Source organism: Mitsuokella jalaludinii DSM 13811 (assembly GCF_000702905.1).
Classification (GTDB): Bacteria; Bacillota; Negativicutes; order Selenomonadales; family Selenomonadaceae; genus Mitsuokella; species Mitsuokella jalaludinii.
On record NZ_JNKR01000028.1, the window covers coordinates 1 to 15,135 of the forward strand.

Sequence of the window (15,135 nt, forward strand, 5' to 3'; positions counted from 1 at the left end):
CGTTTCAATCCACGCTCCCTACATAGGGAGCGACCCCAATACCAAGGCAGTCAAGACCGCCGAGCAGGGTTTCAATCCACGCTCCCTACATAGGGAGCGACGGCAGAATATTCCACAAGAGGGATTCTGCCACGCATGAAAAGGAGATAGGTCTCCCCCTTTTGACGCGATTTTGTCTATTTTTTGGGATTACGTTAATTTTCGTTCCCAGCACTCATTTCCCTGTCTCTTTTCATTTCCCCTCTTTCTAAAAGGCTTCTCGTACATTTTGCAAAAGTGATGATTTCTGTTCGCTTGGGGTTCGCACTTCTATCAAATGATAACCACTTCCTCCAAATCGAAAGATGCCTTGGTCCCGTAATGTTCAACCTTAAAGCGTTTCTCACTGCCCAGATAGTAAATCCGTAAACTATCCTTCTCCTCGTCAATACAGTTCAACAGATTCTCTTTCAATTGTGCAAGTTCCGCTGAATTGATTTTACATTCAAAGACGGAATTCTGAACACGTTGCCCGTAGTTTTGGCAATGCTTTGCCACACGCCGCAATCGTGTCGCTCCTTTTGGATCAGTTGTAGCGATGTCATAGGTAACGAGAATATACATGTGAAATCTCACCTACTTCCAGAGGAAAGGCGGGTAGGCATCCAAATCTCCGCGTAACGCTCTTGCCAACAGCAATGCCTGCGTGTGCGGTACCAGTCCCCACTTAACGGTTTCCTTTAAGTATGGATGCTTTACCGTTCCCTCTTTCATGTCGTGCCACGCTTTCAAAACCTTTTTTCGCCCATCATCGGTAAGAAGAACTGCTCCACTGCTTTCTTCACGAAAATCTTGCGAACATATGGATTTCCGATTGACCAATGCCAAAGCAAGCCGATCTGCCATAACCGGCCGGAGTTCTTCCATAAGGTCCAATGCCAATGAATTTCTCCCTGGCCGGTCTCTATGCAGGAACCCTACGTATGAGTCAAGGCCAACACCTTCGAGTGCCGCCCCCGCGTCATTTGCCAAAAGCGCGTAGAGAAAAGAAAGCAGGCAGTTCATCCGATCAAGCGGAGGACGACGGTTCCGTTCCGTGAAAAAGAAATCCTCTTTCTGCTGAAGAATCATTGCGTCAAATAGAGAAAAATATGCTTTCGCGCTCTTGCCTTCTATCCCCCGCAGGATATCCAAGCTCTCGCTTTGCATGATATCTCGGCAGGCTTGTTTTAATTGCATGCTGCCCTGTCGAAAGCGTTCTACTTCTATGCGGTCTGAATGATCCCGCAACATGCGTTCTAGAATCCAACGTGAATTGTAAATTTTCCCAACGAGAAATCCTTGCGCATAAAGCAGGCTCTTCTTTTCATCATCGGAGCATCGGTACTGTTCTTTACGGAGCAGCACATTTCCATTTGTTTTTCCTATGACTCGTGCCATAAAGCGGCCGCCCGGAGTCATGAAATTCAACACGATATTCTGTTCTGCACATTTCTGCATCAGAGCCGGACTTGCTCCCGTGTAACCGAAGACCGTAATCTGCTCAAAATTATGCAAAGGAAATCGGGCAAGAACCTTCTTCTCCTTTTGGATGACAATCGTATCTCCGTTTAAGTTGAGATATACGCCCTCTGTCGTTATAAACAAGGTATTGAGCAAAGGTTTCATTCGGAAAGCCTCCTAGCAAGGTATTCACGCGCTGACTCTGTCCGGGGCAGTTCTGGCAGGCAAAGGTTCTTCATGGAACAGTTCTTGCACCCTCGTCGTCTTTTTACCCGTGGTGTATACTTGCGATTCCTGAATTCCCGAATCTCCTGCAACACTTTTTTGACCTGCGTGCGAGATTCTCGTGTCAATGGGACCGCTGTACGATGGTGGATTTCTCCATAATACAGACAGCCTTCTGGAATAGAGGTGACTAGCATATCCTCTAAACACATTGCTTCCAATGTCAGCTGAAAAATGTCTTCATTCCCTTCTTTTGGCCGTCCACGCTTATATTCTACCGGCAGCACCCGGTATTTCCCCTGATATTTTGGGATGGAAATCCCGGTTTCATCCCGGATGAATTCAACGACATCACACATTCCTGTAACACCGAGCCGAGGCGAAGAAACACGCATCGACCGAACGACAATGCGTTTTCCCCTCTTTTCTTTTATCTGAGGGTCATGTGCTTTCTGATGCAAAATCGTCCCTTCCACCGTAAGGACATTTTCTGCCCACTGATACTCCAAATAAATCAGTCCCCACTGTCTGGGACAAAACTGGTAATGTTGAATTTCTGCAATCTGGAGATAGTCTTCCTCTTTGTATTCATGAAATTCATCGCATGTACACATTTCCATACCTTCTCTCAGGATTTACGTCATCGCCGTTCGCCTTCCTCGTAAATCTCGATGTTCAAGTTGGGAAGTGCTTTAAGCGCCGAATCATCAATCGTATAATCCGTATATGCCCTTGGACGATCCACGCCGTCCCTCTTCACGGCAGTGACACTGCGATGGATTTTCGCACTGGCAATCCCTGTTTTCCCCGGATGTTTGATCCAATAAAGTCGTTCGACGGAAAGGCTTCCTTCCGGACGTGCTGAAGATGCATCATTTTCAAAAAGCGTCACAAGGGCCTGTTTGATTTTCTCAGCATCTTCTTCGCTAAATCCCGTTTTTTCCGCCAGCTGTACATTGATGCTTCCCTGGAATTTATAAAGGCCAAAATCTACGCGGTGTTTCATGCCCATCGTATCCGACCCCTTTTTATCGCCAGGTTCCCCATTCGTGCTCTTGGTGATCTGCTGATCCGTAATGGTCACAGGATCCATGGAAACCGCCGGATGCACGGACACCGGACCGCGCACACCTACCGACACGGAATCGATGCCGGTCGCTTTTTTCAAGGCAAACACTTGGCCAAAGGATCGCACGTCTATCCATGCCTTGGATGCTTCGTCAGCAAACTTCTGTCTGCGGCCCTTTTCCTTTTCTTTCATTTTCAAGATTTTTTCTAACGACGGATTGGCCTCTACACGTTCGCGGATGCTGGTAAACCCGTCATCACTGCGGTCGTTGGACTGTACGAGGATTGCTTCTCCCATATCCTGCAGACGATTCCGGATTTTCCGTTTCAGGCAGACATCGGAAATCTCACCATAGCCGTCATAATCGGTACGCGGCTGATTGCCGTTCAACGGATCGCCATTCGGATTTGCCCGCGTGACCAAAACAAACCCAATAAAATCAATTTTATGCTCGAGTGCCGCCATCATGCATTCTCCTCTCCATCTGCATTATCTGTGTAATCTTCATCTGCTTCTCTCAGCGCTTTTTCTCTCTTGCGTTGTTCAATTTCCTGATCGATGGCATATTCCTGCGCATAAAATCCTAACAGGAATCTTCCATCCAACGGCGCATCAGAAAGAAAATCTGACTCGTCAAACATGCTGCCTACTTTATGGATAAGTTTTCTCTCTTTACCCCCATAAGCCTCTCTGCGGTGTTCGTACGGCAGTAATTTCTTTTGTACGGTCCGCCAAGTTGTCGCAGGACGGTCGGCAAAAATCTCCATGTACCGCATCGCATTCGTCTGGCGTGTCTTTCGTTCTTCTGGCCGATATGTAGCAAGTTCCAGTTTGTCCGCCAGGGCCAGCAGCCGCCCGAACAAATACGAGCGGTTCGTATTGTTTTCATCCAAAGCCACAGAATACTCCTCCTTTTGATGGTAAAAGTGATACCGGACGACCGAGCATACCGGTTCTAGAATATTGTTTCTCCAACTGAATCGATCGCTTTGAACAGCAGCTTGTTTTACTACCGTGCAGAATCCTACTGTCAAAAATTCAGCTGGAAAATCTCTGCCCTGTTCAATGGCAGTAAACAACCGTTCTGTCTCAAGCCGAAGCCTCGTATCAGAGAGATTCACCCCATAACAAGCTTGCAACAATTTTTTCGACGCTGGCACACCAAAGAACGAAATGCTTTTCTTTTCGTTGTCGTCGTAATCATGCTGTTGCCACATCCCGTGCAGGTGCCATTTCTCCACTCGCCCGATGAAATCCTGCCCGGCCAACTCATCATAATAGCAAATAGACATCCGCCCAGATGTGGCTGCATCTAAGATGATCACATTCACCTGACTGGTCGACTGCCGCTTGAATTCGTGGCGATATCCATTCATCGCGTTCGTCAAAGCCTGCGCCCATGTTGCCATCGTGTTCGGCTGTTTTTCCGCATGCGCCGCTCGGCGTGTAGGCAGCAAGAGCTGTCTCGTACTCTTCGTCAGGGATGGAATGGCAACGCCCATCCTCCCCCAAGCGAGAAACACACGACTTTTATCGACAAGGTAACCCTGCCGACGGATTAACCACCGCAAGGCATTCATTGCCTTCTGCGAGGCCGCATAGCCGATAGACAGGCATTCTGCTGGCTTATCAAATCTGCCCCGGAACGTAAACCCTTCCTTGTCGTTCGAGGAAATCAATTTTGCGCCATCTCCGGGAAAACGGATTCCCTTATTGTGCTTTGCCGTCGGAATCGTCATCTGTCCGGTGGCGTAACAGAGCGCCTGCTTCTTCTCATGATTGTGCACAAAGTAATCCTGCCAAGCCTTCTGCACCTCCGGATTGTTCCATAATTCCGGTTTTCCTTCCACACCGATGACGCGAAACCGTACCAGCGATTTCAGGACGGAGTCCGCAGCAACCTGATAGAGCAGCGGCTTTTCTGCTGATACTTTTTTTCTATCCCATTTTTCCATGATTTTCCCGGGAGATTCTTCGTACAGGATTTTTTCCTGCAATAGATCATGAATCATCGCATGATGCGTGACATAATGATAGACTGCTCGGATTGCTGGCAAACTGTACGGTGAATCCACCCATGCTTTTAATTGCTCCGTATAAAGATCATACGGATTTTCTTTTTTGATTGTTGCGTAATCACTGTAATCGCGAGCCACATAGGGCAGATTATCATGCAGTGGATGTGGTACAGGGCCCGCTGTGCGCGATGCCGAGTCCGGTGTGCAAGGAATCAGCGTTGGTTCATCCTCTTTGGGAATGGCTCGCGCTTGAACGAAATTCCCTTCTGCATCAACAGTGAGTTCAATTTGAGCATTCACAATCATATGACCGACAGGGGGGAGCTCATCGCTGACACCGTTCGGTCCGGGCTTTCCTGCCAGCGCTTGATTATCGTCATACGTCTCTATGAGCTGTTGAATCCAACTCATATGCCCCACCTCCCGATATTTCAGACTCGATGCCGTTTGACTCTTTCTCTACAGAGGTAATATCCTGGATTCCAAATTCTTTTGGAGCAACTCCTTTGCGAATGATCCGGACCAGTTTGCACGCCTCAGGACGTGGGAATCGCAGGATTCCATTTTCCATCACAGCCTGCCAAAGTCTTACCTCCAGCGTATCCTTGCCAGATTCGTCCGGATAATTGAAGCCGTGGAACATCACGCCAAGTGGCATCTTCCCCGATTCGTCATAGAATCCTTTTTCTTTGCCATATTTTACAGGTTCCACATAGCCCTGACATTCCCTCGTCCCTAAAAAAACATCCCGTCGGCCGCCGCGTTCCACCATGCGTTTCGCGATTTGCCAGTGCTTGTTTTCATTGCGGTCTGCAGCTAAATCGGGTCGATGCATGTTAAATTCAAAATGCGCCTTCACCTCATAACAGACCTCGCTCAAATATTGATAAAACGAAAGCTCATTCCCATCCTTCTCATACTTCCGCCTTTTGATGGCACGTGACTGCGTACGGATTTCATTCATGACACGGACTTCGTCAATATACCAGATGATGGTCGGCTTCCAGTAGATGCTTTCTACGATTCCCTTCAAGGCCTGATAGGTCGGGACGGCATAACTCGCCTTTTCCCCACCGATTCGCGTCAACGGGTCGGTAAACAACGCCATGCGTCCATACACTTTAAACATAATGCTATTTCGCATGCTTCCACCTCTTTTAGATGAAACAGAAATCATTTTTTTGAATATCAAAATGAATTCCAATATTTTCATCATAATATTCTTCTTTCAAAGCGAAGATTCCTGCCTGCGTTTTCCATATTGCACCATTTTCTTCTAATTTGTTCAATTCCCATGAGAAAACATTGATGGTATACGCTTGAGCCTGCCGCATTTTTTTGTAAAGCTCTCCCGTTTTCCAAGGCGGTATCTCCGAATCAAAGAACGTAATATACGACTCTCCCTGTTCATAGGGGACCAATATCCCTACCGTATTCCTGTCGATGACAAAGAACTCCCTCCCGGCCTTCTGAAAGCTTTGCGTAAAGCACGGAAGTGTTTCTTCTTCACCGCCTTGTTCCCAAAAAGCTTGCACCCCATGGTCATTGCACGCCAATAAATCCAGTAAGGTGATACCAGATTTCAGGGAATATTCTTTTTGTGCTTCTGTATACCTCCCATAAAAGGCTTCAAAGTATTTCTGAATGATTTCGGGTTGCAGCAGCATGTCGGCTTCCGTTCCCGTCGAAAGCAGATCCCGCGTGACCTGCGCTCCGTTGGCAATATCAGGAAGATAGGAGAGGTTCTCATTTTCCAGAGAGACAATCTTTACTTTTCCGTACTGCCTCTCCCCATGGCGATTGCATCGGCCTGCCGCCTGCGCAATCGATGAGCAACCAGCAAGGACACGATAGACAGAGGCAAATGAAATATCTACACCAGCTTCGATTAGCTGCGTACTGATCAAAAGCAGCGGCTTTTTCTGTCCCAAATGCTTTTTGATCCGGTCTAAAATCTTTCGCCGGTGTGCCGGACAAAGCTTTGTGCTCAGATGATCGATCTCAAGCTGCAATCCCTCCTCATCTGCTATGCTCCGCGCTGCATCATATAAATCCCTGGCTTCTTTTGTCAAATTACAGATTAGCAGGAGATTTCCCTCTCTTTCTGTTTCATGAACAATTTCCGCCGCCAATTCATCGATATGCATGCCGCCCAATGGAAGCTCCGCCTCTATTTTGGTCCGCTGAAAAGCGGTGAACGCTTGGGATAAATCCTGCAACATCTCCGCATGTTCTGCAAAATTCAATGGATATCGCAATGCTCCAAGGGAGGGCTGTGTTGCCGTGCATAAAACGATTGTATCGTTTTGTAAATCCGCCAGGTAATTCATCGCCTGATTAAAGAGATAGGTACATTTTACCGGAATGGTCTGCGCCTCATCAAGAATAATCACACTGTCGCACAGGGACCACAGGCGCCGAGCCGCCGAAGCACACCCCGCAAACAGGGTATTGAAGAACTGAACTTGTGTCGTAAAGACGATAGGAACATCCCAGCGCTCTGCCATCAGCTTCGTTCGATTTTTTTCTTCTTCGGATACTTCCTCACCATCTTCTACCATCATGTCGGAATGATATTCAAGAATCTCTTCTCCCGCTTGAAGAACATTCCGTATATCCCGCGCATTCTGCTCAATGATGGAGGTATATGGGAGTATAACGAAAATATGCTTTTTATGCTTCTGCAGAGCATGATGCAAGGCAAAGCGCATACTAGCATACGTTTTCCCGCTTCCCGTTGGCGCGCTGAGCCGATATATGCCTGTCGGACGCGAAGCCGCGCCAAGAGCTTCATCGCTCACCTTTGTCCTTGCACGCGTAATGGGATTGGATGGGTATCTGTTTTGGAATCCCGCTATCTTATTTTCTAATTTTTGAGAAAAATTATGCCATACGGCATCGGTATCCCAATGTTGCTCCATTGCTGCGAAATTTTTACCTTGTGAAAACGCTGCCGAATCCAGCCAGTCTGCATCGATCAATAAGCTGTAGAGGATTTTTTCTGTCATGCCAAAGTAAAATGCCTCTGTTTCCAGTACATCCTTGCTGCACGAAGCGATTGTTTCCGCAAGAGAGCACACCTCTTTTACGGCAGAATGGAATAGCGAGTCGAGATCCGTAGGTGAAATCACCTGGTGAAAAAAATAGACTTCGTCGATTTTCGGTGAATTTTCGCTCTCCAGCCGCTTCTGATAGAGATTCTTCCCCTCCGGGCTAAGAAAATCCAATAATCCCGTCGGCGAATGATGGGAAAATATAACCAGTCCGGCTAACTGAATGGTCTCCAATACACCGAGTTCATCCAGATCTCCATATCGTTCCATTAAGAACGCTCCGCCTGCTGTCGAATGGATGACAGTACCACGAGGCCATTTCTTGTCCGGATGGTCAAAATTATGTCTGATGTATCGCTGAAACGCTTCACTGATTTTTCCGAGGTCATGCAGAATCCCGATCAACCGGGCAAGAGCGGCTACGCCCATCCCTTCCGCATTTTTCCCCATGATAGCTGACACGTTTTGCAAATGCTCGGCAACCGTCTGAACCTCTGCCGCCGAATTGTTTTTTCCCGTTGCATTCCGTAAGTGTGCCGCATAGATTTTCAATCCATACATCTCCTTTTCCTGTCAAACGGTTTTATATAGTATTCGCCCTGCCAAAGTCAAAATCCTGCCGCGTCATGAAAATACGCCGTTTCGTCATGAACCTCCGCCGTTTCGAGACAAACGCCGTTCCGAGACAAAAAAACAGCCCGGAAGCGAGTTCCGGGCTGCCGTATGACAGGAAGCCGTCAGTTGCGGCCGAATTTGTCCTTGAGGATGACATCGTGCGAGCCGCCCTCGACAATGCTCGTGGCCGAGACGAGCGTGATTTTCGCCTTCTCGCGCAGCTCCGGCAGCGTCAGCGCGCCGCAGTTGCACATCGTCGAGCGGATCTTGGCCAGCGTGATGTTGACGTTGTCCTTGAGCGGACCGGCGTACGGGACGTAGGAGTCAACGCCTTCCTCGAAGGAGAGCTTGCGCGCGCCGCCGAGGTCGTAGCGCTGCCAGTTGCGGGCGCGGTTCGAGCCTTCGCCCCAGTACTCCTTGTAGTACGTGCCGTTGACCTTGACCTTGTCCGTCGGGCTCTCGTCGAAGCGCGAGAAGTAGCGGCCGAGCATCAGGAAGTCGGCACCCATCGCGAGGGCCAGCGTCATGTGGTAGTCGTGGACGATACCGCCGTCGGAGCAGACCGGGATGTAGACGCCCGTCTCCTCGTAGTAGCGGTCGCGCTCGGCGCAGACATCGATGAGCGCCGTGGCCTGGCCGCGGCCGATGCCCTTCGTCTCGCGCGTGATGCAGATGGAGCCGCCGCCGATGCCGACCTTGATGAAGTCCGCACCCGCCTCAGCGAGGAAGCGGAAGCCCTCGGCGTCGACGACATTGCCCGCGCCGACCTTGACATCGCTGCCGAAGTGCTCGTGGATGTACTTGAGCGTGATGCGCTGCCACTCCGAGAAGCCTTCCGAGGAGTCGATGCAGAGCACATCCGCACCAGCCTTCAGGAGTGCCGGGACGCGCTCCGCGTAGTCGCGCGTGTTGATGCCGGCGCCGACGATGTAGCGCTTGTTCTCGTCGATGAGCTCGAGCTCATGCTCCTTGTTGTCCGTGTAGTCCTTGCGGAAGACCATGTAGCGCAGGCGCTGGTTCTTGTCGACGAGCGGCAGCATGTTGAGCTTGTTCTCCCAGATGAGGTCGTTCGCCTTCGTCAAAGACGTCGTGTCCGCATCCGCGTAGACGAGCTTCTCGAACGGCGTCATGAACGTCTCCGCCTTCGTGTCGAGGCTCATGCGCGAGATGCGGTAGTCGCGGCTCGTCACGATGCCGAGGAGCTTGCCCGTCGGCGTGCCGTCTTCCGTGACGGCCATCGTCGAATGGCCCGTCTTCTGCAGGAGATCCAGGATCTCGCCGAGCGTCGTCGTCGGCTTGATGTTGGAGTCACTGCTGACAAAACCGGATTTGTAGTTCTTGACGTGGGATACCATGGCAGCTTCTGCTTCAATGCTCTGCGAGCCGTAGATGAACGAGACACCGCCCTCTTTCGCGAGTGCGATTGCCATCTTGTCGTTCGAGACAGCCTGCATGATGGCAGACGTCATCGGGATGTTCATCGAGATCTTCGGTTCTTCACCTTTCTTGAACTTCACCAGCGGCGTCTTGAGAGAGACGTTATTCGGGATACACTTATCCGACGAATAACCTGGGACGAGAAGATACTCTCCAAACGTGTGTGATGGTTCCTTGAAATAGAATGCCAACGTAACCCCTTCTTTCTTGATACTATGAGACCTGCCTCAGATATATTGTTACCAGTCTACTACAAAGGATAACGGCTGTCAATCACTTTTCAGAACACGGCGTACAACAAACGAGGCAGGCCCATTGGACTGCGAGAATCTACGCCTTCATTATACCGCAAGAGCCCGGATTTTGCCATAACAAAATCCGGGCTCTTTCATCAGTACTGCCAGCGCGCCGTCGCCGTCGCAAAGACATTGCGGTCCGTGCGGTCCGTGTAGTCCGCATGGTCGATCTTCGCGAGGCCGAGCGAGCCGTCGAGGAAGAAGTGGTCCTGCAGCTTGAGGCGCCCCGTCAGCGCTGCCTCATAGACGTTCGGGTGGTTCATCGCACCGCGGTCCATCTGCGTGCGCATGAAGTACGCGCCGATCTGGTTCTCGCCCGGCAGGTAGTGGTTGACGCCGAGGTAGTACTTCTTGGCATTGTTGCCCATCGCATCGCCGATGATGGCGTCGCTGTACGTCCAGCCGTTCTGGTACTTCTGGTGCTTGTACCAGAACGGGTTCGTCGAGGCGTACTCGAGCGTCATGTCCCACGAGCCATCGCGCGTCAGCTGCGGCAGGTACGTGCCGAAGCGGTAGCCGCGCTCCGTCGGCTGCAGGCCGCCCGCGTCCTCGCCGTAGACCTCGCCGTAGAACTGGACACCCGGCAGGCGCACGCGGAAGTCGCCGCCCGCGATATCATTCCAGCGGTCACCCTCCGCCTCCGAGTTGTGGCCCGTCACCCAGTGGCGCCAGTCCGACTTCGAGAGCGCATTGCCGTCGCCGCCGAGCATCGAGACGCGCATCAGGCCGAACGTAAAGGCATCCGACGGCGTGAAGTCCGCGCGCAGCCCCAGGAGGCCCGCATGGTCGTAGTCCGTGTGGCCCTTCGCCACGCGGTCCTCGCGGTCGCCCTCGAGCTGGCCGTAGAAGACGTGGTAGTTCTGCTTGCCGAGGAAGCGAAAGAAGCCGCGCACCGGCATGTCGTCCTCGAGATGCGCCTGGACCATCGTCATCGGCTTCATCGTGTCGTCGAGCACGAGCGTGCCCGTCTTGCCCTGGCCGTAGCGCAGCGCCTGGCGGCCCGCGAGGTACTCGACGATGCCCGTCTTCGTCTTGACGTAGCCCTCTTCGAGTTTGAGCTCCGCATCGTCATCGTCGTTCCAGCTCAGGCGCGGCGTCAGCGAGACAGCCGTCTTGTGGCCGATGTTGCCCGAGACCTCCGCCTTGGCGACCGCATTGAAGCCGTCCGCGTAGTCATAGCCCTTCGTGCCCTGGCCAAACGGCTGCCAATGTGCATTCGGCTGGACATCCTTCTTGCTCTCCCGGTACGACGCCTGGTCGCTGTTGTAGCTCGCGAGCTGCACCGAAGCCCCGCGCAGCGCGACATCCTCCTGGTCGCGATGGCCCTTGAGCACCTCGATCTCAGAGGCAAAGGCCTGACGCATCGAGGCGAGCTCGTCTGCGAGATAGGCAGGCATCGGCTTGTCCTTGGCGTTTTTCTCCGCCTGCAGCACCCACTTCGCCATCTGCATGCGGCTGTACGGGCGCGCGCCGTCCGGCAGCGCATCGATGTAGCCCATGCCGCTGAGCTTGTCGACATAGTCGTAATAGACGCTCCCCGTCGGCACATCCGCCGTCACAGCTTCCGCCCCGGCCAGCCCCGGCACCATGACCGATGCCGCAGCCGCCATCATACCGGCCAGCAAAGTCTTCTTCATCAGGATTCCCCCACTCACAACTATCATAGAAATTTTAAAATACATGAGAATTCTATCATGATTGCCCCGCCAAAAGCAAGTGCACCTGCTTTTCGGCAGAGGTTTCAGCGCATTTTGTTCTTGCGCCAGCTGCGGTAGCCGTAGACCGTGCCGAACGCGATGAAGACCACCGCCACGAGCGCGAGCAGCTGTTCCCCAAATACTGCCATCCCTGTTTCCCCCTTCAATACCGTATCAACTCATCTATTATACCACATCGCGCCCCTGCCGTACCAAGGTACGCCATTTGGAAAACAGACCAATCTGCGGAATTTTATCCAAAAATCAGCAGGAATTCCGCGGCAGAGCGGCGAAGTGCAGGAATGGATAGTGGTGATAGACTATCCGATCCCTTTGGTGTGGCAGTTGATATCCTTTCACTTCCTCAACTGCCACAGCGGCTGACTCCCCCATTTGTCAGCCGCTTCTTTTTTTGCCCGCACGCGCGGCGGGAAGTTCTCTGTCAAGCCCCCCGCCTTTACGGATTGCGACAAAAGTAGTATAATAAAGAATCATTAAGAGCTTTAGTAAGCGTATTCTATTGGCAAATCGTTCGATTTGTCGTCAGAATCGCAAAATCGTGATATGTGTCCAGTGCCTAGGAGGTCTTTTTATTGAGTCGTAAAACAAGAACCGTGAGAACCTTATTTGCCGCCGCGCTCCTCGCGTGCGCCGCAGCCAGCACCACTGCCGTCTCAGCCGCGCCAGCCGTCAAGCCGGCCGCCGTCACCGCACACGTCTCTTCGCATCGTGCTGAGGCTGCCCTGACGGACAGCGCCTCCGCCATGGTCAAGCACGACGCCGCCATGACCGCACCGGCCGCCATGCAGCGCCATCTGCCCGCCGAGCCAGGCTACAGCAAGAATGCCGAGGTCGAAGCCAAGATCTCCCCGCTCTCGCCCGTGACGCCGACTTCGCCCATCACGCCCGCGATTGACCTGCCGTCCATCATCCCCTCGCAGCCCGCACCGGGCAGCAGCTCCACGGCTGACGCCTACGCCGTCCGCACCGACTTCGGCAAGAGCAACCTCCACAAGTGGAGCAGCGTCTACGGCATGGACACGCCGTGGGATGCAAACGACGTGACCGACACCGAGCACTTCAAGAGCTCGACCGTCGCCTTCCTCGACACGCTCAACACCCTCGCCCAGTCGGCCGGCGTCTCCTTCGTCCTCACGGGCGGCGCTGAATACGGTTACCACGCTCACGGCACCTACTCCCACGAGAACGGCTACAAAGTCGACATCTCCGACTCCGGCATCTACGCCGGCACGACGGCCTACCGCATCCTCCTTGAGGCCCTCACCCCCTTCAAGCACCACCTCTCTCACGAGTGGAACAACAACCACTACGACATCACGATCTACCCCGCCGACTACACCGGCTCCTACTCCGGCGCCGACCACGACAACTCCGGCGACGACGAATAAGACCACAAGCACGCCAAAAGACCGCATCCGGGCAGTTCCCTGCCGGATGCGGTCTTTTCCTTTCCTCATGTCCACGGAGCGGCCATCAGTCATGCGGCAACTCATCAAAGAGGCTGAGCTCATCCGCCGGCCCTGCCTCCTCTGGCGCCGCTAGGCCGCGCTCCGCCCGGTAACGCGCCTTGAGCTGTTCCATAAGCTGCGGCAGATAGCGCAGCACCTCCGCCTCCGTCCGGAAGCAGTTCCCCGCCGCCGCATGCGCGAAGTCCGCAAACGTGCCGTGCCAGTTGCACCCGCGCACCGTATTGTCGCCCGCCATGTAGTAGTAGAAATCCGGCTCCACCGGCACGAAAGGCTCCATGCGGATCCGCGCCGCCCCGCTCAGGAGGTCCGCCAGGCGCCCCTTGTCGAGCACAGCCGCCGCCCGGGCCGCCTCCAGCTCCTCCGCCGACAGCGTGCCGAGCAGGTCCGCCTGCACCGCCATCGCGTAGAGCCCGTCCTCCGCCAGGAAGAACAGCGACTCCGCCACCCCCTCGACAGCGAACACCTCCCGCAGCTCCACATGCAAGAGATCCGCCACCGCCTCCATGCAGCCGCGCCGCCCCATACCATTCCAGCAACCTTGCTCCATCCCAATCCCTCCACATCATCTCCGCCGCCGGGCAGACACCAAAAAAGGCCCCGCAGAACCCCGCGAAGCCTCACATAGCAAGTGGTGCCGAAGACCGGACTTGAACCGGTACGTTGTTGCCAACGGCAGATTTTGAGTCTGCTGCGTCTGCCAATTCCGCCACTCCGGCAAAACGACACATCATGCATCGTTAACAGATAATAGTATACCAGACTCCCCGCCCCATGTCAATCCCCAAAAGCCTTCTCCCTGGAGAAGGGGGACCGCATAGCGGTGGATGTGGTCCCTCATCCCCGCCGCGCCCGCACAGCACACGCCGCCCGCCGGAGCGACGGCCAGCAGCGATGAATCTTCCGATGTGCGTTGCTATGCTAGCAGTGTTGCTAGTTATGCGAACTCGACATATACCTGTCATACAGGTATAATAAAAATAGGATAGTAAATTTTCGCGATAAAGAAACTGCAGGTGAGCTTTATGAAGAACATGATTCCAACCCCTACCATGTCTGAAATCCTCTGGGAAGAATTCATGGAGCCGATGGGGATCTCTGCCTACCGGCTGGCCAAAGACATCCATGTGCCGGTATCGCACATCCAGGAGATCCTGCGCAACAAGCGCAAGGTCACCGTGGACACCTCCCTGCGCCTCGGCAAGTATTTCGGCGTCAGCGATCGCTATTTCATCGACCTCCAGAACGACATCGACATCCGCAACCAGAAAATCGACATACAGCACGAGCTGGATAAAATCGAGCCATGCATTGCCTGAGCAAAACCATTCCAATACCAAGAATCGCCCTGCAGCGTAGTAGCTGCAGGGCGATTCTTTTAAATGTTCGATAAGGTAAAATATATTTCGCAAATTCAATTTCATAAAAAATGGTACTGTCAATATTCTTTCGCAAAATCATGAACCGCATCCTCGTTGCAATTAGTCAAGGATGGTCTCGGCATCACATCCATATAGATGCTTCATGTCCATATATTTTTTTGCGCCCCATTGGGAACTCACGACATGACGTAATCTGGCGCAGACGAGCATCAACGCACTCTCTCCATCAGGGAAGGTGCCAATGACGCGCGTCCGGCGACGAATCTCCCGGTTGAGGCGTTCTATGGTGTTGTTGGTACGGATTTTCTTCCAGTGTTCTTCCGGAAAGTCCATGTACGTCAAGGTCTCAGCAATGCCATCCAGCAGCTTGTCGG

13 protein-coding genes and 1 tRNA gene are annotated in these 15,135 nt (G+C 52.8%); 2 read left to right on the top strand and 12 right to left on the bottom strand.

Annotated elements, in window-relative coordinates; translation table 11 throughout:
• Nucleotides 1-312 precede the first annotated feature (312 nt).
• From cas2 to T518_RS10020, 9 genes are all read right to left on the bottom strand, one after another.
• The gene (cas2, locus tag T518_RS09980) at nt 313-603 is read right to left on the bottom strand and encodes a CRISPR-associated endonuclease Cas2 (protein WP_036378582.1); all 291 of its coding nucleotides are present in this window, start codon (nt 601-603) and stop codon (nt 313-315) included.
• A gap of 12 nt (nt 604-615) precedes the next feature.
• Nucleotides 616-1,647: a type I-C CRISPR-associated endonuclease Cas1c gene (gene cas1c, locus T518_RS09985; RefSeq protein ID WP_036378583.1), complete on the bottom strand. Its 1,032-nt coding sequence runs from the start codon at nt 1,645-1,647 to the stop codon at nt 616-618.
• Nucleotides 1,644-2,327 (bottom strand): CRISPR-associated protein Cas4, encoded by a 684-nt coding sequence (gene cas4, locus T518_RS09990; RefSeq protein ID WP_248617192.1) that lies wholly within the window; start codon nt 2,325-2,327, stop codon nt 1,644-1,646. Before cas4 ends, cas1c begins: the two co-directional genes overlap by 4 nt.
• Before the next feature lie 20 nt (nt 2,328-2,347).
• Entirely contained in the window at nt 2,348-3,241 is an 894-nt protein-coding gene (gene cas7c / locus T518_RS09995) for a type I-C CRISPR-associated protein Cas7/Csd2 (protein WP_036378585.1), read from the bottom strand.
• The gene (cas8c, locus tag T518_RS10000) at nt 3,241-5,205 is read right to left on the bottom strand and encodes a type I-C CRISPR-associated protein Cas8c/Csd1 (RefSeq protein ID WP_051652299.1); all 1,965 of its coding nucleotides are present in this window, start codon (nt 5,203-5,205) and stop codon (nt 3,241-3,243) included. The genes cas7c and cas8c overlap by 1 nt, the downstream gene beginning before the upstream one ends.
• A complete protein-coding gene (gene cas5c, locus T518_RS10005) occupies nt 5,171-5,938 on the bottom strand; it encodes a type I-C CRISPR-associated protein Cas5c (RefSeq protein ID WP_051652300.1) in 768 nt (255 codons plus the stop codon). The genes cas8c and cas5c overlap by 35 nt, the downstream gene beginning before the upstream one ends.
• Before the next feature lie 13 nt (nt 5,939-5,951).
• Nucleotides 5,952-8,399, bottom strand: coding sequence for a CRISPR-associated helicase/endonuclease Cas3 (locus tag T518_RS10010; protein WP_036378586.1), 2,448 nt, complete (start codon nt 8,397-8,399; stop codon nt 5,952-5,954).
• 185 nt (nt 8,400-8,584) lie between these two features.
• A complete protein-coding gene (locus tag T518_RS10015; protein WP_036378587.1) occupies nt 8,585-10,090 on the bottom strand; it encodes an IMP dehydrogenase in 1,506 nt (501 codons plus the stop codon).
• A gap of 200 nt (nt 10,091-10,290) precedes the next feature.
• On the bottom strand, nt 10,291-11,832 hold the full coding sequence (locus T518_RS10020) for a capsule assembly Wzi family protein (protein WP_051652301.1): 1,542 nt from the start codon (nt 11,830-11,832) through the stop codon (nt 10,291-10,293).
• A gap of 674 nt (nt 11,833-12,506) precedes the next feature.
• On the opposite strand from T518_RS10020, the gene T518_RS12225 reads away from it, so the two are divergent.
• Entirely contained in the window at nt 12,507-13,301 is a 795-nt protein-coding gene (locus tag T518_RS12225; protein WP_211248214.1) for a hypothetical protein, read from the top strand.
• A gap of 85 nt (nt 13,302-13,386) precedes the next feature.
• On the opposite strand, the gene T518_RS10030 is transcribed toward T518_RS12225, so the two are convergent.
• Together T518_RS10030 and T518_RS10035 are read right to left on the bottom strand one after the other, a co-directional pair.
• Nucleotides 13,387-13,929 (bottom strand): hypothetical protein, encoded by a 543-nt coding sequence (locus T518_RS10030; RefSeq protein ID WP_155948147.1) that lies wholly within the window; start codon nt 13,927-13,929, stop codon nt 13,387-13,389.
• Between the two features lie 82 nt (nt 13,930-14,011).
• Nucleotides 14,012-14,098: transfer RNA gene (locus tag T518_RS10035), tRNA-Leu, on the bottom strand.
• A 333-nt stretch (nt 14,099-14,431) separates the two neighbouring features.
• On the opposite strand from T518_RS10035, the gene T518_RS10040 reads away from it, so the two are divergent.
• On the top strand, nt 14,432-14,698 hold the full coding sequence (locus tag T518_RS10040) for a HigA family addiction module antitoxin (RefSeq protein WP_155948149.1): 267 nt from the start codon (nt 14,432-14,434) through the stop codon (nt 14,696-14,698).
• A gap of 162 nt (nt 14,699-14,860) precedes the next feature.
• On the opposite strand, the gene T518_RS10045 is transcribed toward T518_RS10040, so the two are convergent.
• Nucleotides 14,861-15,135, bottom strand: a 275-nt coding sequence (locus T518_RS10045; RefSeq protein ID WP_036378576.1) for a transposase, incomplete at its 5' end; no start/stop codon positions are given.

What these genes read in the sequence shown, in the direction of transcription:
- T518_RS10040 (WP_155948149.1), top strand. Translation starts at nt 14,432, where the DNA reads ATGTCTGAAATCCTCTGGGAAGAATTCATGGAGCCGATGGGGATCTCT.
- cas7c (WP_036378585.1), bottom strand. Translation starts at nt 3,241, where the DNA reads ATGGCGGCACTCGAGCATAAAATTGATTTTATTGGGTTTGTTTTGGTC.
- cas8c (WP_051652299.1), bottom strand. Translation starts at nt 5,205, where the DNA reads ATGAGTTGGATTCAACAGCTCATAGAGACGTATGACGATAATCAAGCG.
- cas1c (WP_036378583.1), bottom strand. Translation starts at nt 1,647, where the DNA reads ATGAAACCTTTGCTCAATACCTTGTTTATAACGACAGAGGGCGTATAT.
- T518_RS10030 (WP_155948147.1), bottom strand. Translation starts at nt 13,929, where the DNA reads ATGGAGCAAGGTTGCTGGAATGGTATGGGGCGGCGCGGCTGCATGGAG.
- cas2 (WP_036378582.1), bottom strand. Translation starts at nt 603, where the DNA reads ATGTATATTCTCGTTACCTATGACATCGCTACAACTGATCCAAAAGGA.
- cas4 (WP_248617192.1), bottom strand. Translation starts at nt 2,327, where the DNA reads ATGGAAATGTGTACATGCGATGAATTTCATGAATACAAAGAGGAAGAC.
- cas5c (WP_051652300.1), bottom strand. Translation starts at nt 5,938, where the DNA reads ATGCGAAATAGCATTATGTTTAAAGTGTATGGACGCATGGCGTTGTTT.
- T518_RS10020 (WP_051652301.1), bottom strand. Translation starts at nt 11,832, where the DNA reads ATGAAGAAGACTTTGCTGGCCGGTATGATGGCGGCTGCGGCATCGGTC.